This is a genomic window from Herbidospora cretacea (genome assembly GCF_001570605.1).
GTDB classification, from domain to species: domain Bacteria; phylum Actinomycetota; class Actinomycetes; order Streptosporangiales; family Streptosporangiaceae; genus Herbidospora; species Herbidospora cretacea.
Map to the genome: position 1 here is coordinate 69,578 of NZ_BBXG01000024.1, position 23,495 is coordinate 93,072.

A 23,495-nucleotide genomic window follows, 5' to 3' on the forward strand; every position below is an offset into this window, starting at 1 on the left:
CTCACGAAGAGGAACCGGCCCTCCGGATCCATCCGCAGACCGCGAGATCCGCACACCGAGAAATCCACGTACCAAGAGATCCGGCGTACCCGGATTCATTCGCCATGCCCTCGATCAGCCACCTCACGGAGGAGCCCCATGTCCGCGACCGGTCCTGAAGACGTCGTCATCGCCGGAGCAGGGCCCAACGGGCTGATGCTGGCCTGCGAGCTCAGCCTGGCCGGAGTGCGGCCCCTGGTCATCGAGCGGCTGCCCGGACGGACCGAGGAGAACCGGGCCAACGGTCTGGTCGGTCAGGTCGTGCGCATGCTCGACCGCCGCGACCTGTACGAACGCCTCAGCGGCAGCGCCGGTCCACCCCGGCCTGGGCCCTCGTTCGTGTTCGGCGCGATGCCGCTGGACCTCCGCGCCCTGGACGACAATCCCCTCTACGGGCTGCCGGTGCCGCAGCGCCGCATCGAGCAGGTCCTGGAGGAACGTGCCGCCGAACTCGGCGTCGAGATCCGCCGGGGACACGAACTCACCGGGCTGTCGCAGGACGAGCAGGAGGTCACCGCCGAGGTCACCGGGCCCGCCGGACCCTACCGGCTGCGCGCCCGCTACCTGGTCGGGGCCGACGGCGGGCGCAGCCTCACGCGCAAGCTGACGGGCATCGGCTTCCCCGGCGTCACCACCGACGAGACCGTCTCCCGCACGGCGCACGTCAGCCTCCCGCCCGCGATCATCGACGCGGCCACCGGCGGCCTGGACGTGCCCGGCTACGGGATCATCCCGCCGTTCATGCACCACCGCACCGAACGCGGCCTGTTCGTGTTCGCCCCCTTCGCCGCCGGCTCACCCCTGGTCAGCACCACCGAATGGGATCCGGGCCACGTCGGCGACCGGCCGTTCACCGTGGCGGAACTGCGGGAGAGCGCCCGGCGCGTGCTCGGGGCCGACCTTCCGCTCGGCCCGCCCGAGGGCGAGGGCCCCCACCTGCTGCGCCGGTTGACCGGCCGCAACACCCGGCTGGCCGACCGGTTCCGCGAACGCCGGGTCCTGCTGGTCGGCGACGCCGCCCACGTCCACGCCGCGATCGGCGGCCCCGGCCTCAACCTCGGGTTGCAGGACGCGATCAACCTCGGCTGGAAGCTCGCCGCCGAGATCCACGGCTGGGCCCCGCCCGGCCTGCTGGACAGCTACGAGACCGAGCGCCGCCCGGCCGCCCGGCGCGTGGTGATGCACACCCAGGCGCAGACCGCGCTGATCAAGCCCGGCGCCGAGGTCACCGCGCTCCGCGAACTGTTCACCGAACTGCTCGCCGACCGGCGCAACGTCCAGCGCATCGCCGACATGATGGCCGGGGCCGACGTCCACTACGACATGGGCGGCGACGACCCCCACCCGCTGGTCGGCCGATGGGCCCCCGACCTGCTGCTGGACACCCCGTCCGGGCAGGTCCCGCTCGCCCGCCTCACCGCGGCCGCCCGGCCGCTGCTGCTGGACCTGACCGAGGACGCCGGTGCGGCCAAGGAGGCGGCGGCCTGGCACGACCGGGTCGACACCCTCACCACGAGCTGCCCCGACCCGAATCCCCCTGCCACCGCCCTGCTCCTGCGGCCCGACGGCTACGTCGCCTGGGCCTCGGCCGCCGCCCGCCCCGATTCCCGGGAGCGTGGGGCCCTCCGCGCGGCCCTGACCCGGTGGTTCGGGCCCGCCGTGCTCAGCCGCCCAGCCCGTTGAAGGCGTTCACCAGGGTCGGCAGGATGGCCGCCGCGAGGCCGGCCGCGACCAGGTTGAAGCGGGCGCCGATGTTGAGCGCGGCCAGGACGAACAGAACGAACGCGATCAAGTAGCAGAGCAGCTCGAACACGGCCATGATCAGGTACCTCCGGATAGGAACGCCGACCACCTCTGGTCGACGGCCTACGGTGCTGCCCACACATCGGCGGTGTGATCATCCCTGTGCGATCTTTCTTGGGCGGCGGGGCCGATCCGCCCCGCCACCCCTTCGCCGATCAGTGACGACGGCCCCTGAAGACGTTCTTCGGGATGTGGCCCGTCACGACCTGGGTCCGGTCGACGACCTCGGCGTTGTGGTAGTTCACCGCGATCGAGGCGAACGAGTAGGCCTTCGGGACGGTCAGGCCCTGGGTGGTGACGAGGAAGTCGACGGTCTTCTCCACGGCGATCCGCATGGCGCGGTCGAGGTCCCAGTGGATGCCCATCATGATCCAGTGGTCGTCGTTCTCGGCCCAGGGCAGTTCGGTCTCGGTGTTCTTGATCACGGTGATGCGGAACGTGCCGGACAGGGAGTGTTCGACGGCGGTGCCGCTGACCTCGCCGTCGCCCTGGCAGCTGTGCGGGTCGCCGATGAAGATCTGCGCGCCGGGCTGGAAGACCGGCAGGAAGAGCGTCGTGCCGACGTTGAGGTCGCGGACGTCCATGTTGCCGCCGAACTTGCCCGGAGGCGTGGAGTTCTGCACGCCGGTGGCGGGCGGCGGCTCGTTCTCGGTGTTGCCGATGAACTCGCCCGTCGGGGAGGCGACCGCGATGATCCCCATGAACTTCTGGGTCGGGATGATGATGTCCTCGCCGAAGAAGACGACCTCCTCGCCGCGGTGCGTCCCGGTTCGGTAGAGGTGGGTGCGGACGTCCGGCCAGACGCCGGCCGGGAGGCCCGGCGGGATGTCGGCGGGGATGTCGAGGCCCCGGTCGCCCTCGCGCCAGCCCGGGTAGAAGGTGGCCATGACGCCGCCGGTCGGGGCGGTGTTGTTGAAGCCGTAGGGCACCCGGGTGTCGACCTCGAGGATGTCGATCGCGATGGTGTCGCCCGGCTCGGCGCCCTCGACGTAGATCGGGCCGGTCAGGACGTGGCCGCCGTACCGCCTGCCGGTGGCCTCGCGCTCGGGGAGGGTCTGCCAGAACGCCACGCCGTCGCGGAGGATCTCGTGGGGCTTGACGCCGAAGGCGCCGAAGTAGTCGTTCGGGTGGATGGCCGAGTTGGTGAAGCCCTGGTGGGAGAGGGTGTCGACGCGGACGGTCTGGCCCGATCTCATCGTGAGGCCGGGGGTCCAGCCGATCGGGTAGCCGCCCCAGTGCAGTTTGTCGGGGGTGGACTTGAGGTGGTGGTCCCACTTGCCGGGCTTGGGACGGCCGGGGCCGCCCTTCTCTCCGGGTGAGGCTTGGGCGGGGGTGGGGACGGCGGCGGCGAACGTCGCGGCCAGACCGGCGGCCAGCAGGCTTCGGCGGCTCGCCGAGCTCCAGTGGTTGGCGGAAATGGTGGACTCCCATCCCTGAACGCGATGATGATCATCGGGGGTGGCTCCACAGTGACCCGGGGGTGTTTCGGCCTCTTAACGGTCGTGCAAAATCCGGTGTGTTTACGACCATGGTGCCCCGCCTTGGGCGCGGCGTCCTATTGGCGGACACGTGTGCGACCATCGATACTCTCCGTAACTGTCGGCTCGACCTGCACAGCGGAGAGTGACTTGATGAAGAAGACGTTCGCAGCGGCTCTGCTCGCGCTGGGCCTGGCGGGGATCGCCGCCCCCGCGCACGCCGCCGACGCTCCCGGGCTGCTCTTCGACGACGTCATCTCCATCCCGGGGAACCTGCTTCAGGTCAACGTCCTGCCGATCTTCCCCGCGGGTGGTTGAGCCCGGGATGTTTGGGGCCCTCCGGCCGGGTACGGGCAGCAGATAGATCACAGGCCCGTATCGGGCGTTCGGCGGCAGAGGGGGTTCGTCGAGCGGCCGGTGCGGGCCTTCTCACATCGGAGATCATCGTGCGAGCTCTCGTCATCAACTGCACGCTCAAACCGTCGCCCGCGCCGTCCAACACCGAGGCGCTGGCCGACGTCGTCAGCGCCGAACTGCGCCGGCGCGGGGTCGAGGTCGAGACGGTCCGGGCGGTCGACCTCGACATCCGTCCCGGCGTGAAGACCGACATGGGGCCGGGTGACGACTGGCCCGCCGTCCACGACAAGCTGCTGCGGTCGGAGATCCTCGTCATCGCCACGCCGACCTGGGTGGGACATCCGTCCTCGGTGGCGCAGCGGGTGATCGAGCGCATGGACGCGATGATCTCCGAGACCGACGACGACGGGCGGCCGGTCGCGTACAACCGGGTCGCCGGGGTCGTGAACACCGGGAACGAGGACGGCGCGCACCACGTGATCAGCGAGGTCAGCGGGGCGCTCGTCGACATCGGCTATACCATCCCCGGCCAGGCCTGGACCTACTGGCACCTCGGGCCCGGCGCCGGGCCCGACTACCTCGACGACCAGACCGGGCACGACTGGTCGGACAAGACCGGCCGCGCGATGGCCGCCAACCTGGTCGCCGTCGCCGAGGCCCTCGCCGCCCATCCGATGAGCGCGCCGCCCGAATGACGGAAGGCATGTTTCCGCCGCCGCAGGGCAGTGACCACTCTTCGGCTGGGCAGGCGCGGGCTGACAGGAGAACGCCAATGGACCATGGCTTAGCGGGAACCCCGGCTCGTCGTGGCTTTCGCCGGCGCGTCCGGCGGATCCGGGCCAGGAGCCGGCGGGAAGAAGGCATCCGGCTGCATCCCGCCACGCTCCGCTCCATCTCCCTGCGAGGCCTGGCGATCCGATTCGCCGTCGGCGCGGCGATCCTCGTCGTCGCCGGTCTGGTCGGCAACCGATGGGGAGCCGTGGCCGGCGGTCTGTTCCTCGCCTTTCCCGCCCTCCTGGCCGCCGCCCTCACCCGGGTCAAGGGCTGGAAGCCCACGATCAGGGACGCCAAGGGGCTGGTCCTCGGCGCGGCGTGCCTGATCGGGTTCGCCGGCTGCGTCTGGGGCCTGGCCGTGACCCTGCCCGCGTGGCTCGCCCTGGTGATCGCCATCATGGTGTGGACCGTGATGGCCGACGTCCTCTACCTCAACCCCGGACGCCGGGCGTAGCGTCGACGCCCGAGGTGAGCGCCTTGAGGAACTCCGGCAGTTCGGCGCTCATACCCAGGTGGCGGGACCCGTGGATGAGGTAGTCCAATGGTTCAGCCGAGATCGGCGACCTTGGCGCGGACCCCCGTGCTCAGGCCGTTGAGGATCCGGCCCGCTCGGCCGTCGGTGGAGGTCCTCAGGAGACCGGCGATGACCTCGGGCGTCACGTGTTCGAGCACGGCACGGGCCCTGGCCAGGGTCATCGCCTCAAGGAGGCGGGTGGCGGCGTCGGTGACGCCGAGTGCGCTCATCAGCCTTCCGGCGGTGCGTTCGCTCATGTCGGCGAGCAGGCGTGCGCCCCTGGCGGGAGGCAGGGCCCGCAGGACGGTGGCCGCTCCGTCGGGTCCCATGAAAGCCAGGATCCGGCCGGCGCGGTCGGTCGGGATGGCCGTCAGCGCCGCGGCCGCCTCGGCGGGGCGGGTCGCCACCATGTCGTCGAGTTCCTGAGCTGCTTGGCGCGGTTCCATCCGCGCGTAGGGGACGGTCCGCCGATCCGGCGGGTCTGCCTGTTCGACCCGCCGGATCGGGGTCTCCTTCGGCGGGACGGGCTTCGGGACCGGCCTCGCGACCGGCCTCGGGCCGGGTCTGGGGGCGGGTCTGGGGGTGGGCCTCGGGGCCGGTGTCTGGGCGGGTCTCTGGATGGGCGGGGCGAGGATCGCGTCCAGCCGGGCCGCCAGGCTCTGGGCGTCGAGGCGGCGGCCGGGGTCCCTGGGGAGCACGGCCGTCAGGGCGTCGTACAGGGGACCGGGACGGCGGGCCGCCGGGAGGGGGTCGCTCAGGATGGCGAAGAACGTGGCCGGCACGCTGCCCCGGCGGAACGGCGAGTAGCCCTCCAGCGCGTGGAGGAACGTCACGCCGAACGACCACAGGTCGGCCGCCGGGGACTGGGCGTGGTCGTTGACCCGCTCGGGGGCCATGTACTCGACCGTGCCGAGCAGCAGGCCCGTGGCGGTGACGCCGCTCTCGCCGACGATGCGGGCGATGCCGAAGTCGACCAGGCAGACCTGTTGGTCATGGGTGACGACGATGTTCGCGGGCTTGATGTCGCGGTGGAGCACACCGACCCGGTGGACGGCCATCAGGCCGCCCAGCACCTGTCGGGCGAGCGCGGCCACCTCGTGTTCGGTGCGGCGGCCGGCCTCGATCCACTGTTCCAGCGTGGTGCCCTCGATGTAGGCCATCACGATCCAGGGCGTGCCGTCGTCGTCGAGGAACCAGTCGTAGACCGGGACCACCGCCGGGTGGTGCACCGACGCCGCCGCCCGCGCCTCGCGCAGCGCGCGCTGGCGCTGGGTCTCGACGGCCTCCCGGCCGCCCGACAGGGTGATCCGTTTGAGCGCGACGCGGCGGCCGAGCATCGTGTCCTGGGCCACCCAGACGGTGCCCATGCCGCCCGCACCGAGCTGCCTGATCAGCTCGTATCTGTCTTTGATCATGCGGCGTTCAGTGGTCGTCGTCGGGGAGGAGCTCCACTCCCCCGGGGCGGTCCATGCTGGAGAGCCTCGCGGCGCGGGTGTCGTTCATCCGGCGCAGCGCGTCGTCGTCGCCGCGCACGCCGCCCGTGCGGTCGGTGTGGTTGGGGCGTTCTTCCACGCTGGTGCCGGTGGGGCCGCGTTCGCCGGAGGTGGCCTGCGATCTCCAGCTGTCGCCGGTGTCGCCCGACCGCGACCAGACCCGCCAGATGCTGCCCGACCCGCCCGGATCGGAGTCGCCGCCGTCGGTCCTCGGGCCGGGGCCCGGGCCGTGGGTGAAACTGCCCCGGGCGCTGCGGAGCTCGTCCTTCTCGGCGAGGGCGAGCACCTTCTCGTAGTTGCCGGGCCGCATCATGAGCTTGATCGTGACCGGCAGGCACTCGATGAGGAGGAACAGCAGGAACAGCACGATCCGGGCGGTGCTGAGCGTGGCGTCCTCACCGGTGACGTCGTCGAGCGCCTCCAGCCGGATCAGCAGGCCGTCGGTGACCAGGTTCTCGTCGTCGAAGGCGCTCTGCAGGCTGGACTGACGGTCCACCGCCAGGTCGAGCTGCCTCTGCGCCTTCGGCAGCTCCGCCTTGGCGCTGTCGAGCCTGCTCTTCTTCGCGTCCGCCCCGGCGTCGGTGAGTTCCTTCTTGCGGCTCTCGATCTGCCGGGTCAGCGAGGCGATGCGGGCCTGGCTGCGGTCGTAGGCCCTCTTGCTGCTCTGGGCGAGGGGGCCGTCGCCCTTCTTGGTGCAGCCCGCGCCGCCGTAGAGCTGGCACTGCCACTCCTTGTACTGCTTTTCGGCCCGCTTCTCCTCGTTGGCGCGGTCGGTCTGAAGACCCTTGATCTTCGCGTCCTGGGTGGGGTCGACCGGAACGTCTCCGCCGGAGGAAATGACCTGCTGGAGGCGGGTGACATCGGCGCGGAGCTCCTCGACGCTCTTGCCCATGGTGCCCTGTTCCTGCTCGCGCGCGAATGCCTCGGCGCGTTCCTGCTTGATTTCTACGATTTGTGCATCGATTTCCGATTTAAAGATTTGGAGCACGAGAGGCGTGGAGACGACCGCGCCGAGCAGGATGGCCATGAGGAGACGCGGCACCGCCAGCGCGAAGCGGCGCGGGCTGTCGCTCCGCATCGTGGTGACGAGCCACCGGTCGAGGCTCAGGATCATCAAGCCCCAGATCAGCGCGGCCGGGACGGCCAGCCAGGGGCTGAGGCCGAGGGCGCTCACGAGGGCGAAGCACATCGAGATCACGGCGATCACCGCCGTGGTCAGCACCGCGCCGCCGACACCCTCGAATTTGGCGCTTTCCCCTTTAAGGCGTGCCAGGACGTCCGGTCGCGCTCCGGATAACGCGATCAGAAAGCGCCTCATGTTTTCCCCACCCCGTGGAGCTTCACGTTCCGTGCTGGGCCTAGATCCTCGCAGTCACGGCCAACCCCCGCTAGCCTAACTGGATTATCGCACTTCGCTTAAAACCGGGGAACTTCGCGCAATGATCTAAGAGTCGGTCATAGCTTCGGGATGCGATTTCGGCATCATCCCAAACCTATTTATGGCGTACCGCAAATGACGACCGAATCGGAGGCGCACCCGGTGCCCAACCCCGACGACGACCTCCTGCGCAAGGCGCTCGCCAAGGCCGTGGCGGGGCTCACCGGGAGCGGCAGGCTGGACGTGGTGGAGGTGGCCGCCGACGGCGTCACCTCGTTCAAGATCATCCGGGACGACCACGGGGTCCCCCGGGGCCGCCGGTGGCACACACAGTGGATCGACCTGGCACAGGAGCACGGGGCCCAGGAACACGGGGCCCAGGAACGCGGGGCCGTGCTCCGGGCGGCCGACATCGACCCGGACGGCGACGCGGTGCTCGTCTTCTCCTCACCCGGCGGCTCCCGGGCCGAGCAGGCGTTCGAGTGGCTCCGGTCGGCCCGTCCGGACGCGCCGGCCCTGCGGGTCGACGACTCGGTCGCCACCGTGGTCACCGAGGTCCTCCGCACCGATCCGCTGACGCGCTCCTACGACCTGGTCGTGTTACGCCCGCGTACCGACGGGAGCCTGGAACTGGCGACGGTGCCGCTGTTCCCGGTGCAGGCCCGGCCCGGGGCGACCACGACGCTGCCCCTCCACTGCGAGCGGGGCGGTCCCAACGGGACCGCGTTCGCGGTGGTCACCTGGCAGGGGCACGAACCGCTGCTGCTGTCGGTCGAGTCGGCGGCGCTGCCTCCCGGCTCCTACGAGGTCACCGCCGAACTCCGGCGACCAGGGCGGGTGCGGTTCAGCGGCCTGCCCCCGCTGTCGGCCGACCCGCGCGGCTGGGCGGCGCTGATCGCGGAGGTGCCCCCTCGGCTTCCCCTGCGGCCCTCCGGCGCGGGGCACCTGATCTGCGCGATCGAGGTCTGCGGGGTGGAGGAGAAGGTGGCCGAGCGGGTCGGCCGGGCCCGTCAGGTGGTCTCGACGCTGTCGAACCGGCCCGGTCTGGCCGTCTCGGTGGTCGCCTACGGGGCCCACTCCTTCGACCGCTCGGTCAAGGACCCGAGGGTGGAGGTCCGCGCCTGGCGCGTCGACGTCGCCACCGCCCAGGGCGTGCTCGACGAGCTCGAAGATCGCGGCCCGATCACCGCGGGCTACCCCTACCACCCGCACGCCGCCCAGCTCGAGGACATGCTCGCCACCGTCGACCGCAGGCTCGCCGCCGACCCGGCGTCGCCCGTCGCGCTCCTGACCATCGGCGACCGGCCCCCGCACCCGCCGAGGATCGACAGCTCCCGGGTGCTGCCCTGCCCCCACCGCCACGACTGGCGGGCCACGGTCACCCGCCTGGAGCAGACGTGGAACGTCGTCTTCGGCGCCGTCGTCGACCACCAGGCCGGCGGCCCGCTCCCCCGGGTGTGGCAGCGGCTGGGCTCCGCGGCCCTGGCGAACTTCGACGCACTCGACATCCGGGGGCTCACCTCCGGCCTCGGGCTCACGTCCGACCCCGTCCCTGTCCCGTTCCCCCTGATCGACGTGGAGTGACTGAACCCATGGCCGAGACGCCCCGCCACCACATCGCCATGTGGGGCGCGCCCGGCAGCGGCAAGACGACGCTGCTGGCCGCGCTGTCCGTCGCGCTGAACCGCCGCGACGACGACTGGAAGATCGTCGGGCAGAACCCGGAGTCCTCCGCGTACCTGACGGACATGACCAGCGCGCTCACCTCGGGCAAGGAGTTCCCCGAGGCCAGCACCGCCCTGGAGACCTACCAGTGGGCGCTGATCGGCCCGGGGCCGACGGGCCTGTTCCGGCGTCAGCGCACCTCCACCATGATCGGGCTCACCATGGTCGACGCCCCCGGTGGCCACTTCGCGCCCAGCAAGGGCAGGACGGGTGGCGCGGAGGAGCGGCAGGAGGAGCTGATGGCCAACCTCACGCAGAGCCGCGGCATCGTGTTCCTCTTCGACCCGATCCGGGAGTTCGAGGTCGGCGACGCCTACGACCACCTCCACGGCCCGCTGAACCGGCTGGCCGAGAAGATGCTGGAGGCCGACCAGTTCGAGAACGGGAAGCTGCCCCACAACATCGCGGTCTGCATCACCAAGTTCGACGATCCGCGGGTCCTGCAGACCGCCCAGAAACAGCGGCTGCTCTCCCCCGACCTCGACGACAAGCACCAGTTCCCCCGGGTCGCCGTCGAGGACGCGCGCGAGCTGTTCCGCGAGCTGTCCAGGGTCTCGGCCACCGGCAGCGCGGAGATGGTGATGAACGCGCTCGACAAGTTCTTCCACCGCGACCGTATCCGCTTCTACGTGACGTCGTCGATCGGCTTCTACCTCGACCAGCAGACGGAGACCTTCGACTGGAACGACTACCTGAACCTCGTCCCCGACGAGGCCGACAAGGCGGCCCTGCGCATCCGGGGCCCGGTCTATCCGATCAACGTCGTGGAGCCGATGCTGTGGCTCGGTGAGTGCCTGGCGAAGCAGGGGCGTTCGCGATGACCGAGAGCCCCGCGACCGTCCACCACGTGACCGTCGACTACGAGTGGGCGCTGGAGGGCAAACCGCCGGGCAGCTACAACGACTACGAGGTCCTGGAGCACAGCGGAGGGCTGGGTCTCGAGATATTCGACGAGATCCGGAGCCGCTACACCACCGGGGCCACCGGAGACCAGCCCCAGGTGACGATCGCCTTCGTCGGCACCAGACAAGGCGGGCAGAAGCTCTACTACATCGTGCTCGCCCTGCAGAACGAATGGTCGGGACACCGCGACGGCACCAACCGCAAGATCTACTACACGCGGTGGTTCTACGTTCCCTATGACCAGATCGCCGGGCATCGCGTGAGCTACGAGGCGCTGTACGACGCCTTCAAGGACCTGGGCGACGAACGGCCTCCCAGAGTGGCGGTGCGGGCCGACGCGAACCTTCCCTCGGAGACCTTCGAGGACGCGATCAGCGCCGCCGGGCTCCTGATGACCGGTGAACCCGTGTGCGTGGTCGGCGCCGAGCAGGTACCCATGGTCAAGCGGTTGCGGTTCATCGACGAGGTCGCCTCGCTGCTGCCCTATGGGATGCGCGCCAGGCTGGCCGCCGCCACGTGGGTCAGCGCGACGGCGGGCCACCGGATCAGGCTGTCGTTCGCACCGCACGCCCCCGACGGCACCCACAAGGTCGTCTGGGCGCGGGGCGCGCCGATACCCCCGGCCGAGCGGACGGCCACCGCGTACGTCGAGCAGCTGACGCATCGCCGCGTTCCCCTGGAAGAGCTCGTGGAGAGGCTCGCGCAGAAGACCACGGAACTTCCCTTCAGAGACAAAGGGCCACATATCGCACTGGTCCTGCTCGGGGAATGCGCCGTACCGGCCGCGAAGAACCATGCCGTGGCCGGTCCGTCCTCCGCCGACGCGGACGAACCGGCCGCGGGCGGTGACGCGCCGACGCAGATCCTCGAATCGCCCCCGAAGGGCGCCGGGCAGACGGTCGCGATGCCCCGGCCGCCGACCACGCTCGGCGGGCTCATCATCTCCTTCCGCAAGGCGGTGGATCCGGCCGAGATCTCCGAAGGGCTCCGGGTGCTGCTCGCCGCCGCCGACACCGACGAGGGCCGGCGGCAGCTGCAGAAAGCGCTGCGCACCTGGGACTGCTTCGAGGCCGTCATCCGCAGACATCCGTCCGCTGACCGGCTCTACGAGGAACTGGCCGAGGCCGCCTTCGCCCACGACATCTACCAGAACGAGATCGCCGACGAGCTGCTGCGGACCCGGGCCATCCCCAAACCGTTCAAGGCCGCCCTCAGGGCGATGCGTGGCGAGGACCCGGGGCCCGGATGGAAACGGATGCTCCCCCGCAAGGGGAAGCGGCACATCTACGGCGGATCCGCGCTGGTCGTCGGCGGGGTGCTGCTCATGATCACCTCGCTCAACTTCTTCTCCGGCCCGGACCTGCCCGTCGCCCCGCCGGCGGGGAGCGCGCCGGCCGGCGTGGCCTTCGTCCCGCAGCAGGTCGTCATCCAGGCCGACGAGCCCGACCAGTACCTGGCTCACGTCTACGCCCAGCTCCTGCGGAACCTGGGCCATCGGGCCGACGTGCAGGACGTCGGCCCGCTCGACCCGGCGCGACCGCAAATCGTGATCACCACCGACAGCGCGCCCTATCCCCGTCACGAGCCGCTGATGACCGCTCAGTCGAAGAGCACACTGGTCTTCGACGCGGACGAGATCCCGGCCGACCGGGTGGAGAGCGTGCTCAAGGAGGCGAAGCTCACGGTGGAGGTCGGCACGGACTTCCCCGACGAGGCGAAGCTGAAGGCCGAGTTCGGGGAACTCCCGCTGAAACGGAAGCCGATCAGCCAGATCGTCGAGGACATCAAGGGGGGTGAGGTCGCTCTCGCGATCCTCCCTTCGGGCCGGGCCGAGATCGCGCCTCCCTATCAGGAGTCGCCGCTCCTCGACGGGCTTCTGCCGCCGCGGACGGTCCAGGTGCTCAGCTCAGGTCTGCCGGCCGGGACCGAGGCGAACCTGGAGGGGGTCGCGGAGCGGGTGGCCGAGAAATGGCGCACCGACCCCGGCGGGGCGGACCAGCCGGAGACGGCGGCGAAGTTCGCCGACTCGATCATGCCGGCGGTCGAGCCTCCGTCCACGCCGCCGGCCACACCGGTCACGACGATCAAGGACGCCGACGGATTCACCGTTCCCACCGGTGTGCTGGTGTTCGTGGGCGCGGTGCTCATCCTCATCATCGGCGTCGTCGCGCTCGTCTGGTCCCCGGCCAGGGTTCCCGACGAGCCGTGGTGAGCGTCAGCGGCGGGCCGCCGCCGCGTTCGGCCGGGGGCGCTCGATCCAGCCCGCGTCGACCGCGATCCGCACCGCGTCCGTCCGGTTCCGTGCCCCGGTCTTGGTGATGATGTTGGAGATGTAGTTGCGGACCGTCGCCGCCGACAGGTGCAGCTCGGCGGCGATCTCGCCCGTGGTGGCCCCGAGCCCGACCAGGCTGAGCACGTCGGCCTCCCGGTCGGTGAGCAGCGAGGCCGAGGCCGTCATGGCCGCCACCGCGAGGGAGGCGTCGATCACCCGCTCTCCGGCGGCGATCCGGCGGATGCTCTCGGCGAGTCGTTCGGTGGGGGCGTCCTTGAGCAGGAAGCCGCTCGCGCCGGCGTCCATCGCCTTCTTGAGGAGGGACGTCTGGGCCAGGGCCGTCAGGATGAGGACCTGGCAGGTCGGCAGGGCGCGGCGCAGGCGGCCGGTCACCTCGATGCCGTCCACCCGGGGCATCTCGATGTCGAGGACGGCGATGTCGGGGGTGGCGGCCAAGGCCTCGGTCACCACCTTGTCGCCTCGGTCGGCCTCGGCCACCACCTGGATGTCGCCCGTCAGGTTCAGCAGGACGGTCAGGGCGCCTCGGACGACGCCGTGGTCTTCAGCCAGCAGAACACGAATCAATGGTGATCACTCTCTCCTGATCGGGTATGGCGGGCAGCCAGACCCTCAGTTCGAAACAGTCCACGCCATTCAGGTCCGTGTGCAGTTCTCCTCCGAGGCGGTCGACTCTCTGGGTGAGGCCGGCGAGCCCTGATCCCCTGCTCTTCGGGACGTGGCGGATGCCGTCGTTGCGGACGACGAGGTGGACGCGTTCGCTGACACTGTCGAGGTCGATCAGGCAGGTGCGGGCGTCGCTGTGCTTGACGATGTTGGTGGCCGCCTCGCGGACGATCCAGGCGAGCGCGTCGCCGTTCTCCTCGTCGATCTCGCTGATACCCAGGCGCAGGTCGCAGCGGGCGCCGGTCAGCTCGATGAGGGCGACGGCAGCTGACAGTTCGGCGCCGAGGTCGAGGGAGCGCCGGGCGGCGACGACGTCGCCGATCTCCTCGCGGGCCTCGCTGGCGATGAGGACGGTGGCCTCGACCTCGTGGAGGGCCCGCTGGCGGTCCCGGTCGACCAGGGCCAGCGCCACCTCGGTCTTGAGCCTGATCGACGCCAGGGTCTGGCCGAGCAGGTCGTGCAGCTGCCCGGCCATGCGCAGGCGGTCCTGGTCGACGGCCAGCTCGGCCAGAATGGCGCGGACCTGCCGCAACTCCAGGACGAATCTGGCGTAGTGGACGATGCCCGCCGCGACGACGGAGGCGACGAGGACGGCCGCGCTGTTCTGCACGGCCACCGCACCCGAGGACTCACCGAGGGCCAGGGTCAGCGGGAACTCGATGACGGTCACCAGGAGCAGGACGCCGACGGCGACCCAGAGGCGCAGCAGGAGCAGCGCGGCGGTGCCGACGATGAGAGGCGTGTACACCCAGGTCGACCCGAGGAACGTGAACGATCCGTACACGACCGTCGCGAACAGGGCGAAGATCTGCGTGCGGTGCCGCCCGAGGCCGGAACCGGAGATGTGGCCGACGACGACCTTGGCGTAGACGACCAGCAAACCGATGAGCAGCACAGCCGCCAGCAGGGCCCGGGTCAGGTCGCCGACGAGCAGGAAGGCGATGGGCGGAAGCGCCCACAACGCTCCGGTCGGCACGATGACACTGATCGACAGCCCTCTGACCTGCGCCTGCTTCTCCTGCGCCACGATCGGTCTCCGCTACGTGTCGGAAGCGTCAAGTTCCATGTTGATCGTGACGCTTTCCTGTTTCGCGATCAACCATCTGCATGATCCTGTAACCACCCATTTGCCCGAGCGATGCGCACCGCCTCGTCGTCGCTGCGGGCGCCGGTCTTCAGGCGGGCGGCGGCGAGGTAGTTCCTGATCGTGTGGGCCGACAGCCCCAGGCTGCCGCGCAGGTCGGCGGCGCGTTCCCCGGCCGCGAGGGCCGCCAGGACGGTGACCTCCCTGGCGGTCAGCGGGTTGCTGGTGATCTCCACGCCGTCACCGCCGCCGTCGTCGGCCAGGTCGAGATCGATGTAGCGTTCACCCCTGGCGACGGCGCGGATGGCGTCGGTGAGGCGGTGGGCGGGGGCGTCCTTGACCAGGAAGCCGCGCACCCCGGCGGCCATCGCCCGGTCGAAGTTGCCCGGGCTGCCGACGCTGGTGAGGATCAGGACCGGTGGCGGCTCGGCCAGTTCCTTGATCAGGCCCGCGGCCTCCAGGCCGTCGATGCCCGGCAGGCCGATGTCGAGGAGGGCCACGTCGGGCCGGCAGCCGACCACGGCGTCCAGGATCTCGTCGCCCCTCGACACCTCCTCGACCACGTGGATGTCGCGCTCCTCCGACAGCAGGGCGATCAGCGCACCCCTGATCAGATCGTGGTCCTCAGCGATAAGAACTTTGATCATTTCCGGTCTCCTGTGGCAGAGGTGAGTGAGGCCGCCAGGGCGCGGCTCGGGACGTCCAGGGACAGCGTGAACCAGCCGTCTTCAAGGTGCCGGTCGCAGGTCCCGCCGACCTGCGCGAGTCGTTCGTCGAGCCCTGCCAGGCCGCTGCCGCCCACGGTCGCCTCGACCCCGGCGGCGCGGGCCGCGGCGGCGCCCTGACGTACACCGTCGTTGGCGACCGTGACCCGGATGCGGTCGTCCTCCGACTCGACGCCGAGCAGGCAGACGGTGGCGTCGCTGTGCCGGAGCAGGTTGGTGGCCGCCTCACGGACCGCCCACGCCAGCGCCACCGAGACCTCCGCCGACACCGACGAAGGCAGGTCGGCGAAGTCGCACTTGACCCCGGCGCTCTCCAGCACCTTGCGGACCCCGGCCAGCTCCTTCTCCAGGGACATCTCGCGGTAGCCCTTGACCACCGCCCGCACGTCGTGGAGGGAGCGGCGGGCGATGTCGTGGATCTCGGTCAGCTCGCCGTGCAGCCGCGACCGCTGTGCGGAGGGGATGCGCATCGACAGTTCGGTCCGCATCGCGATGACCGACAGGTTGTGCCCGAGGACGTCGTGGAGTTCGCGGGCGAACCGGAGCCGCTCCTCCGTGATGGCCAGCCGGGCCAGTTCCTCGCGAGTGCGCTGCAGTTCGCTGAGCAGCGTCGCGAAGATGGTCAGGCCCGCGAGGGCGGCAGCCGTCAGCAGGCTCTGCAACCCGCTGAACAGCACCCAGTTCAGCTCCTGCGGAACCGCCAGCGCGACGTTGAGCACGATCGCGGCGAAGAACCCCCACCAGGCAGGCCTGCCGGCCAGGGTCACCGCGAAGGCGAAGGGAAGCATGAAGCCCAGGCTCAGCCAGGAGGCCCCGCCGGCGAAGGGCACCGCCACGTTCAGCGCCGTCATCGCGACCAGCACCCACAGGTCCAAGCGGGCGTTCCGGCCGAGCACGGCTCTCACCCCGAGCCACAGGTAGCAGCCCGTGAGCGCGGTGATGAGCGCGACCCCGATGGCCACCCGGACTCCCGGGGGCCCTTCGAGCACCTCCGCGAGCGGGATCGCGGCGAAGGCCGCCATCCCGACCGAGAAGGTGGCCGCGGCGATGCGGGCGAGCCGTACCGTCCCGGGGCCGACGGTCGTCAGCTGCTGCCTGGTGGTTGACGGGGTCATTACGGGGTGCAGGCGACGCAGGGGGAGATGCACCCCGTCGAGCTGATGGTGGCCAGCGCGCCACCCTCCGCCCCGGCCGCGAACTCCAGTTCGGTCACGTCGAACTCACCACGCGGCCGGGAGGGCAGCGGCGGGATCGGCGCGTCGTCGGGGAAGGTGATGCCGTATTCGCTCAGCACCACTCTCGGCTCGGACTCGTAGCGCGCCAGGAGCTCACCGTCGGCCCACGTCACCGCGATCAACCGGGCGAACTTCTTGCGGTCCTCGTCACCGAGGAAATACATGTTCTCGGCCACCGGGGGCTCCTTATTTGTACGGGTGACTCACCTGCAACGATCCGAAATATGGGCAAGTGGTGACAGATGCAAACGACACCTGTCACGCATGACAGACATCACTAGGCCGGCGCGCCACCGATCAGGAACTCGCCGACCGACGACTCCGCGGCCCAGTCGAGCCCGAAGGTGCGGGCGGCCAGATCGGAGTCGCCGTTGCCGAGGCCGCACGGCGCCATCCCCATCGCGGTCGCCACCAGATAGAAGGTCTGGTAGAGCACGCCCACGTTCTTGAGCGTGGCGGCGTAGGGCAGGCTCGTGTACTTCCACGACATGCGGCTGAACCGCGAGGTCATGGTGATGAGGACGTCGGGCTTGGCGGTGCCGCCCGTCGACATGCCGGCCAGGGCCAGCATCGCCCGCGCGTCCTCCTGCCTGGCGGGGAGGGTGACGAGCCGGTGGCCGTACGGGTCGTAGTAGTAGACGCCCTGGTCCAGGCCCTCGCACCGGTCGACGGTCAGGTAGAGCTCCAGCTCGTAGCAGGCGCCGCCGCCGGGGTAGACGCGGTTGCTGGACTCGTACGGAGCGCCCTCGGTCGGCGCTTTGATCTCGCCCCGGACCCTGGCGGCCCGGTAGAGCAGCTCGCCGAGCTGGCGCACGGTGATGGGCGCGTCCGCGTACTGGCGGACCGACCGGCGCGACTCCAGCACGGTGGTGAACGCGGGGTCGCCGGCGGCGGCCTCGGTCAGGGAGGGCCGGTAGAGCTCGGTGATCGGCCCTTCCGGGAGCGGCTTGAGCGCCGGTTCCGGCGGCAGCTCGCCGCGGAAGCGGTAGGTGGCCCCGTTCGGCCCGTCGTGCCGCCCCAGACGGCTCCTGCTGTGGAAGTAGAGGTTGTGGAACTCCCAGGTGCGCAGCGCCGGGTCGGTGTCCTCGGCGTCGTCGGCGCGGGCCACCCTGGCGGCGACCAGGTGGCACAGCGCCTCGGGCGCCTCGCCGACCCGGACGCCCCGGCTCAGCGCCGCGATGAGCGGCATGGCCTTCTCGCTCAGCACGACCTTGTGCCGGGCCAGCGGGGACTCCACGACCAGCTCCCCCTCGTCCTGGCGGACGAGCGCGAACCGCGACAGACGCACCACGTGGTCGGCGGGCAGGTCGGGAACCTCCAGAACCGCGTCGCGAGCGACCGGGACGACCTTCAGCAGAGGCTCGCCCGTGTACTCGACCGTGTGCACGAACGCCGGGCGCAGGCGGCCGACCGCCAGGTAGAACAGGGCGACCTCCTGGTCGGTGCCGCCCGCTTCCAGGAGGCGTTCGGCCAGCTCGTCCTCATCGACCAGGGCGCCGGGCAGCTCGCCGAGCAGCGCCGCGATGCGCGGGGTCAGGCCGCGTGCGGTGTGCACCCCGAACCTCTGGACGATGGTCAGCACGCCGTCCTCCCAGGTGACGACGGCGTCGGGGCGCAGGCCGATCACAGGAACATCGTGATGGGGTTCATCTGGTCCTCCGGAGTGGGTTCGGACAGCCAGCCGAGCTGGACGGGCACGTCGTAGAGGCGTCCGGGCGCCAGCCGCCGCCAGAAGTGGCGCATCCCCGGCACGATCACCTTGACCACGGGCAGGCCGATGTCGGGCCGGGTCTGGTCGAGCACGAGCATCTCCATCCCGCGCTCCTCGACCACCGCGCGGACGGCGGCGACGTCGTCGAGCAGGTCGCCGGTGGCGGGCCGGGCGTACGCCGAGGCGGGCACGGCCGGTCCCGAGGGCAGCAGGTAGGGGTGGTCGGCCACCCGCGCGGTCTTCCACCACTCGACCTGGTCCCCGCCGGTGAAGCCGTAGCGGGTGTGGCCGTCGGGGCCGATGTCGATGACGGCGGGCAGGAACTGGTTCATCTCCGCCAGCGCCCGCTGCACGGCGATGCCCACGTCGAAGTGGGCGCCGAAGGCCATCATGATGTCCTCGGTCGGCCCGTCGATGCGGCGGCTGATCGAGACGGCCACCGGGATGCCCAGGTCGTTGGTGAGGTCCAGGACGTGGATGTCGCGGCCGAGAGCCGCGTACACCTCCTGGAACTCGGTCATCCACGGATCGCCGAAGCTGTCGAGGTCGAATTCGGGCCGGGCCAGGCGGTTGTACCACCACACGGCCACGGCGTCGCGCTCGGCGAGCTCCATGAAGCCCTGGACGATCGCGTCCTCCATCGAGGAGCCGGCGGCGTTGCCGTTGGAGTCGGCCCAGGCGGCCACCTGCGTGGGCTCCTGGCGCGACCCGTTGAAGTGGTAGTAGAGGTAGCCGGTGGGCACGTATTTGTGCCGCTGCTCGGTGAGCGACCAGACCGGCGTCCAGTCGATCACCTCGTCCTCGTCGAGGGGGGCGGCGACGAAGTCGACCGACGTGCCCGCGTGGTGCTCCGGCCTGGTGCGGTACTGCTCCTCGCTGTACAGGGTGCAGGTGTTCGGGTGGACCGCGTCGGCGCCGAGCTCCCGGTAGCTGGCCTTGAACCGGGCCTCGTCGCCCTGGAACATGCCCGAGTAGCGCTCCATCGCCTCGCACAGGGCGCTGACCTTCGCCTGCAGGTCGGTGGTGCCCTTGCCGGCGCTGTTGGTGCGCAGCCCGTTGCGCAGGTCGGCGAGACTGCGCAGGGTGCGGGAGAAGTTGTGCCCGGCCACGTAGGTCTTCACGAACGGGTTCCCCGACTCTACCCGGGTGAGCTCCTTGACGACCCCGGTGACAGGGCTGACCAGGTGGGAGTACTTCTCCAGGGTGTCCTGGGGGTGGTGGGAGCGGTGGCCGCCGTCGGCGGTGAAGACCTTCGGCCGCGACCGGAGCTCGATCGGCCGCGCGGCCGTCGCGGCCATCAGCCCGGCGTCGCCGCACTCGGGGCACTGCGGCCGGGGCCGCAGCGGGTGGCGTTCGGTGCCGAGCTGCTGGGTGTCGAAGGTGATCAGGTCGCGCTGCTGCTCGTTGCGGGCCCCGGCGAGCCACTTCACCACCTCCGCCGCGACCATCCGGACAGCCGCGCCGCGGGTGAGGGACAGGTCGCCCGCGGGCATGCCGAGCGGCTTCACGCCCAGCTTCTGCTCCAGATAGGACAACGACTGCCGGTGCCCCTCCAGCCGCTGCGACAGGCAGCGCCAGCAGCCGTTCTCCCCGGGCTGGAAAACGGGCCCCAGCCACAGCACCGGCCCGACCGGACGGGCCAGCAGCCACGGACGTCCCTCCTTGAGGTGCTGCCGGTTGATCTCGGCGAGCTCCTGCCGCAGGTAGTCGTCGGTCAGCACGACGGTCAGCGCGCCCTCGCCACCCGTGACGTCGACGCCTTCGGACGCCAGCAACTTCCGCAGCTCCCCGGCCGGGACCTCGCCCAGCGCCACCACGTCGGCCCGCCCGGTCCGCACGCTCCCGGCCGCCGCCTCGCCCTGCAGCCCGGCCATCTCCCAGTAGGCGGCCGTCCCCCGGTCCAGGTCCTCGGTGACGTCGACCAGCAGGTTCCTGCTCCTGAGCTGCTGGAGCGCGAAGAAGACATGCTCCGGCGGCACGTCGGACTCGACGGCGGTCAGGATGTCGGAGACGTCGCGAGTGCCGTCGAGCAGCCCCGCCACCTTCTCGATCGACCTGCCGGTGAGCAGGTGGAGGTCGCGTTCCGATACCAGGAAGACCCCTTCACCCTCGATGACCTCCACACGGAAGTGACGGCGAAATCCAGGTCTGGCGTCCATGAAGACTCCTTTCAGTTCACGAGGCGGAGCGAGGCGACTTCGTCGTCGGCCAGCCGGAGGAGGGTCAGTCCGGCCGCCGCGAGCCCGTTGACGGCCGACAGGGTGAGCCGGTCGGCGCGGCGCCGGTCGGCGAACCAGCGGCCGGTGTGGTCACGGCGGAGCAGCAGTTCGGCTGCCAGGTCGCGGGCCGTGCGCAGCAGCCCCTGGTCGCCGGTCAGGCGGGCGGTGTGGACGGCCACCTCGGCGTCCACCACCAGCCCGGCGCAGGAGCGGCCCGGGGCGGGCGCGCACCGCCTGGCCACGCGGTCGCGCAGGTCGGCGGGCACCTCCCCGGTGAGGGCGTGGGCGGTGGCGACGGCGGCGAGCACCGAGCCCGGGGTGTCGAGGGCGAAGCGGTGGACCCGGAGCGGGGCGAGCGCCGGGCCGGTCTCGTCGAGTGCGGCGGCGCTGTGCGCCAGCGCCCAGACCAGGCCGTCGACGCCGATCGGCAGCCCGTCCAGGGCGAGGACCGCCGGCGGGTACGGCAGCCGGGCCCGGCGTCCCGAGGCGAGGTCGGCGAGCAGTTCCTCGTGCAGCCGCGCGGCCAGCGCGTCGGCGTCGGGGACCGCGGTGGGCGAGGCCGCGCGGAGCCGGTGGAGGGCCAGCAGCAGGCCCGCCCGGCCGAACACCGGCTCGGCCGACGTGGTCCCGGTCAGTTCCGATTCGGCCAGCGGGACCAGCCCGGCCGCCCGCTCCACCAGATGGGTGTCGCGCAGCGCGTCGCCGCAGCGGCTCAGCGCGTAGATGGCCGAACCGATCCCGACGAAGGCGCCGACGGGTGTCAGGCCGCCGCACATCCGGCGGTAGAAGGCCGACTTGGCGGAGAGGGTGGCGAACTCGACGGAGGCGTCCAATGACTCCTGGGCGGCGGTCCAGTGGGCGGGGGCGCCGGTGTTGGCGTACAGCTCCGACAGGAAGACGGCCAGTCCGGCGGTGCCGGTCAGCAGGTCGCCGTGGAGGGGTTCGACCTGGTCGAGGCCGTGGGCGGGGTAGGTGACCACGCCCATCCAGGCCGACCGTTCGGATTCGAGCGGGACGGCGGCCTCCAGCACCTCGTTCGCCAGGTCGCCGGCGCGGGCGAGCAACTCCTCGGCGCGCGGCTCGTCGCCCCGGCCGGACATCTCGTAGGCCTGGAGGCCGATCTCGCGGAGCGTCCGGGGCCGGGGGGCGGCGCTCACCGGGAAGGAGGCGGGCAGGTCGGCCGCGCCGGTGATGTCGAGGCAGGTCTGCAGCACCGCGACGTGCTCCTCCAGCGGGAAGCCCGCGAGGTCGGCGACGCGGTCCTGGAGGCGGTCCCAGGCAGTACCGGAGAAATGGCCGGGGATCTCGTCCCCGTCGGGGGTGAACGCGGAGTCGGAGGCAGGCCGCGACAGGAACAGCGGGATGTCCATCCGCCGGAACGCGTCGATCTCCTGCTCGATGATCTCCAGGACGTCGGTGCGGCCCGGGTCGACGCGCAGCGTCCCCATGGCGCTGCGGAACAGATGGGCCAGGCACACCTCCCTGGCCACGCCGTCGACCAGCGCGCCCGGGCTGACGCTCATGCGGAGCAGGTCGCCGCAGTCGAAGGTGCTGCGCCAGATGTAGCGGACCGGCGCGTCCCGCAACAGGGCGAACGGCCCGGTCGCGTCGGCCAGGAGTTCCTGGTTGCGCACCAGGCAGACCTGCATCTGCCGGTATCCCTCAGCGACCTCGTCGGCGTAGTCGCGCGGGTCGGCCAGCTCGCCCGCACCCCACGTCGGCCGGTAGGGCGGCTCCTCCCACCCGGCCGGGAAACCGGCGGAGTTCTCCGCGATCTGTTCCCGCAGCGCGGCCAGGCAGCCGACGTCCTGGGCCTGCACGCCCCCCGCGATCATCCGGGGAAAGGAGACCACGGCGGTCTTGACCACCGTCTCCTCGACCTTCCCCCAGAGCGACTCGATCCTCGGCCCGATGACGGCCGGCTGGCTGATCCGGCCCTGCAGGACGTTCTCCAGGTCGATGAACGCCGGGATCTCCCCGATCGCGACCAGGTTGTCGGCCCACAGGTCGCGGCACTCCAGGAACTGGGCGAGCCGGGCGAACATCCCCAGCCGTGTGTAGAACCGGCGCACGCTGTTCTCGTCGGTGCCGGGCTCGGCGACGACGTACTCCTCCCAGCCGTAGCCGTCGCGCAGCACCACCTGCCGGGTGTGCAGGTCGAGCGGCAGGCCGTGGTTGTTCAGGGCGGTGCAGACGTCCATCAGGCCGGCGACCGAGCGCAGGTCCTTCGGCTTGTAGACGACCCGCTCCCCCGAGGCGAAGGTGAGCAGCGTGACCACCCGGCCGTGGTTGTGCAGGTCGCCTGAGTCGCCGGAGTAGCCGGTGACCGGGCCGGGCGCGGCCCAGCCCCACAGGGTCCGGCGCAGTCGCGGCAGGTCGGCGCGGAGGCGGTCGAACAGCTCGTGGACGACCCGACGCCATTGCAGGCACGTCATGCCCATCACGTAGGCGAGGCCGGGCAGGGTCTCCAGCCGATCGAGCCAGCCCGACTGGCTGACATCCAGGCCGGGGCTCTGCAACCAGGAGGACATGTCATTGGACGTCCCGGCGAGCTGGGCCTCGAAGGCGAACCCGGCCCAGCAGGCCTGCGTCAGCCGCTCGATCAGCTGGCCCGCGATGTCCTCCCGGGCCTCGGGCGTCACCGGCACGCCGCGGACGGCGCCGTCCTTGACGTCCACGAGCCGGTTCACGGCCCGCCGGAACGCCACGAAGGGGGCGCCCGGACGTCCGGTCGCCGGGTCGGCGGCGGCCGTCGGCGGCTGGGCGAGCAGGAAGTCCACCAGGGCGTACCCCCAGTCGGGCAGCCGCCGGGGGTCGGCGAGCTGGACGTCGACGAGCCCGGCGCCCAGGTCGCGGCCGGTCCGCCTGCGGTGATGGAGGACCGCCCGCTTCGCGTCCTCGTCGTCGCCGACCGCCGCCCTGAGCCAGCGCTGGGTGCGCTCGGACGCCTGCCGGCGCCCCCGCCCGGCGACCGGGACGAAATAGTCACCCGCCGCCCGCTCGTGGAAGGGTGCCGCCGCGGCCACCACCGCCATCAGCCGCTCGTCCCCGCCGGGCACGGAGAGCAGCCCCTCACTCTGCTGGTGAACCGTCGACGGCAT

19 protein-coding genes are annotated in these 23,495 nt (G+C 71.1%); 7 read left to right on the forward strand and 12 right to left on the reverse strand.

Going from position 1 to position 23,495, the window contains the following annotated elements; translation table 11 throughout:
* Positions 1 to 138 precede the first annotated feature (138 nt).
* Positions 139 to 1,722 carry an FAD-dependent monooxygenase gene (locus AW270_RS33030; protein WP_061300056.1) on the forward strand — a complete coding sequence of 528 codons (1,584 nt, stop codon included), beginning with the start codon at positions 139 to 141 and terminating at the stop codon, positions 1,720 to 1,722.
* Here AW270_RS33030 and AW270_RS39235 read toward each other — a convergent pair.
* Positions 1,703 to 1,858 (reverse strand): hypothetical protein, encoded by a 156-nt coding sequence (locus AW270_RS39235; RefSeq protein WP_157522982.1) that lies wholly within the window; start codon positions 1,856 to 1,858, stop codon positions 1,703 to 1,705. The two genes, AW270_RS33030 and AW270_RS39235, sit on opposite strands and share 20 nt — an antisense overlap.
* A gap of 139 nt (positions 1,859 to 1,997) precedes the next feature.
* Complete coding sequence (locus AW270_RS33035; RefSeq protein WP_061300057.1) at positions 1,998 to 3,038, reverse strand: acetamidase/formamidase family protein; 1,041 nt, start codon at positions 3,036 to 3,038, stop codon at positions 1,998 to 2,000.
* 435 nt (positions 3,039 to 3,473) lie between these two features.
* On the opposite strand from AW270_RS33035, the gene AW270_RS39240 reads away from it, so the two are divergent.
* The 3 genes from AW270_RS39240 (at position 3,474) to AW270_RS39245 (ending at position 4,905) form a co-directional block, all read left to right on the forward strand.
* Entirely contained in the window at positions 3,474 to 3,638 is a 165-nt protein-coding gene (locus AW270_RS39240; protein WP_157522985.1) for a hypothetical protein, read from the forward strand.
* A 128-nt stretch (positions 3,639 to 3,766) separates the two neighbouring features.
* A complete protein-coding gene (locus AW270_RS33040) occupies positions 3,767 to 4,372 on the forward strand; it encodes a flavodoxin family protein (RefSeq protein WP_061300058.1) in 606 nt (201 codons plus the stop codon).
* Between the two features lie 77 nt (positions 4,373 to 4,449).
* Positions 4,450 to 4,905: a hypothetical protein gene (locus AW270_RS39245; RefSeq protein WP_061300059.1), complete on the forward strand. Its 456-nt coding sequence runs from the start codon at positions 4,450 to 4,452 to the stop codon at positions 4,903 to 4,905.
* Between the two features lie 92 nt (positions 4,906 to 4,997).
* Here AW270_RS39245 and AW270_RS33050 read toward each other — a convergent pair whose 3' ends face one another.
* Together AW270_RS33050 and AW270_RS33055 are read right to left on the reverse strand one after the other, a co-directional pair.
* Positions 4,998 to 6,380, reverse strand: a complete 1,383-nt coding sequence (locus AW270_RS33050; RefSeq protein WP_061300060.1) for a serine/threonine-protein kinase — start codon at positions 6,378 to 6,380, stop codon at positions 4,998 to 5,000.
* A gap of 7 nt (positions 6,381 to 6,387) precedes the next feature.
* Positions 6,388 to 7,776, reverse strand: a complete 1,389-nt coding sequence (locus AW270_RS33055) for a DUF4407 domain-containing protein (protein ID WP_082802022.1) — start codon at positions 7,774 to 7,776, stop codon at positions 6,388 to 6,390.
* Between the two features lie 195 nt (positions 7,777 to 7,971).
* Here AW270_RS33055 and AW270_RS33060 point away from each other — a divergent pair, with 195 nt between their 5' ends.
* Genes AW270_RS33060 through AW270_RS33070 form a run of 3 tightly spaced genes read left to right on the forward strand, consistent with a single transcriptional unit; the run spans position 7,972 to position 12,676 of the window.
* Positions 7,972 to 9,420, forward strand: a complete 1,449-nt coding sequence (locus AW270_RS33060; protein WP_061300062.1) for a hypothetical protein — start codon at positions 7,972 to 7,974, stop codon at positions 9,418 to 9,420.
* Between the two features lie 8 nt (positions 9,421 to 9,428).
* Positions 9,429 to 10,382, forward strand: a complete 954-nt coding sequence (locus AW270_RS33065; protein ID WP_061300063.1) for an ATP-binding protein — start codon at positions 9,429 to 9,431, stop codon at positions 10,380 to 10,382.
* Complete coding sequence (locus AW270_RS33070) at positions 10,379 to 12,676, forward strand: hypothetical protein (protein WP_061300064.1); 2,298 nt, start codon at positions 10,379 to 10,381, stop codon at positions 12,674 to 12,676. Before AW270_RS33065 ends, AW270_RS33070 begins: the two co-directional genes overlap by 4 nt.
* Before the next feature lie 3 nt (positions 12,677 to 12,679).
* Here AW270_RS33070 and AW270_RS33075 read toward each other — a convergent pair whose 3' ends face one another.
* The 8 genes from AW270_RS33075 to lanM all read right to left on the reverse strand — a co-directional run bounded on the left by AW270_RS33075 (position 12,680) and on the right by lanM (position 23,495).
* Entirely contained in the window at positions 12,680 to 13,321 is a 642-nt protein-coding gene (locus AW270_RS33075) for a response regulator transcription factor (RefSeq protein WP_061300065.1), read from the reverse strand.
* On the reverse strand, positions 13,299 to 14,447 hold the full coding sequence (locus AW270_RS33080) for a sensor histidine kinase (protein WP_061300066.1): 1,149 nt from the start codon (positions 14,445 to 14,447) through the stop codon (positions 13,299 to 13,301). The genes AW270_RS33075 and AW270_RS33080 overlap by 23 nt, the downstream gene beginning before the upstream one ends.
* Positions 14,448 to 14,515: 68 nt before the next feature.
* Positions 14,516 to 15,151 (reverse strand): response regulator transcription factor, encoded by a 636-nt coding sequence (locus tag AW270_RS33085; RefSeq protein WP_061300067.1) that lies wholly within the window; start codon positions 15,149 to 15,151, stop codon positions 14,516 to 14,518.
* Complete coding sequence (locus AW270_RS33090) at positions 15,148 to 16,344, reverse strand: sensor histidine kinase (RefSeq protein WP_061300068.1); 1,197 nt, start codon at positions 16,342 to 16,344, stop codon at positions 15,148 to 15,150. Before AW270_RS33090 ends, AW270_RS33085 begins: the two co-directional genes overlap by 4 nt.
* On the reverse strand, positions 16,344 to 16,640 hold the full coding sequence (locus tag AW270_RS33095) for a hypothetical protein (RefSeq protein ID WP_061300069.1): 297 nt from the start codon (positions 16,638 to 16,640) through the stop codon (positions 16,344 to 16,346). The genes AW270_RS33090 and AW270_RS33095 overlap by 1 nt, the downstream gene beginning before the upstream one ends.
* Positions 16,641 to 16,741: 101 nt before the next feature.
* Positions 16,742 to 18,091 (reverse strand): SagB/ThcOx family dehydrogenase, encoded by a 1,350-nt coding sequence (locus AW270_RS33100; RefSeq protein ID WP_061300070.1) that lies wholly within the window; start codon positions 18,089 to 18,091, stop codon positions 16,742 to 16,744.
* Entirely contained in the window at positions 18,088 to 20,334 is a 2,247-nt protein-coding gene (locus tag AW270_RS33105) for a TOMM precursor leader peptide-binding protein (RefSeq protein WP_063819425.1), read from the reverse strand. The genes AW270_RS33100 and AW270_RS33105 overlap by 4 nt, the downstream gene beginning before the upstream one ends.
* Before the next feature lie 11 nt (positions 20,335 to 20,345).
* A complete protein-coding gene (lanM, locus tag AW270_RS33110) occupies positions 20,346 to 23,495 on the reverse strand; it encodes a type 2 lanthipeptide synthetase LanM (protein WP_061300072.1) in 3,150 nt (1,049 codons plus the stop codon).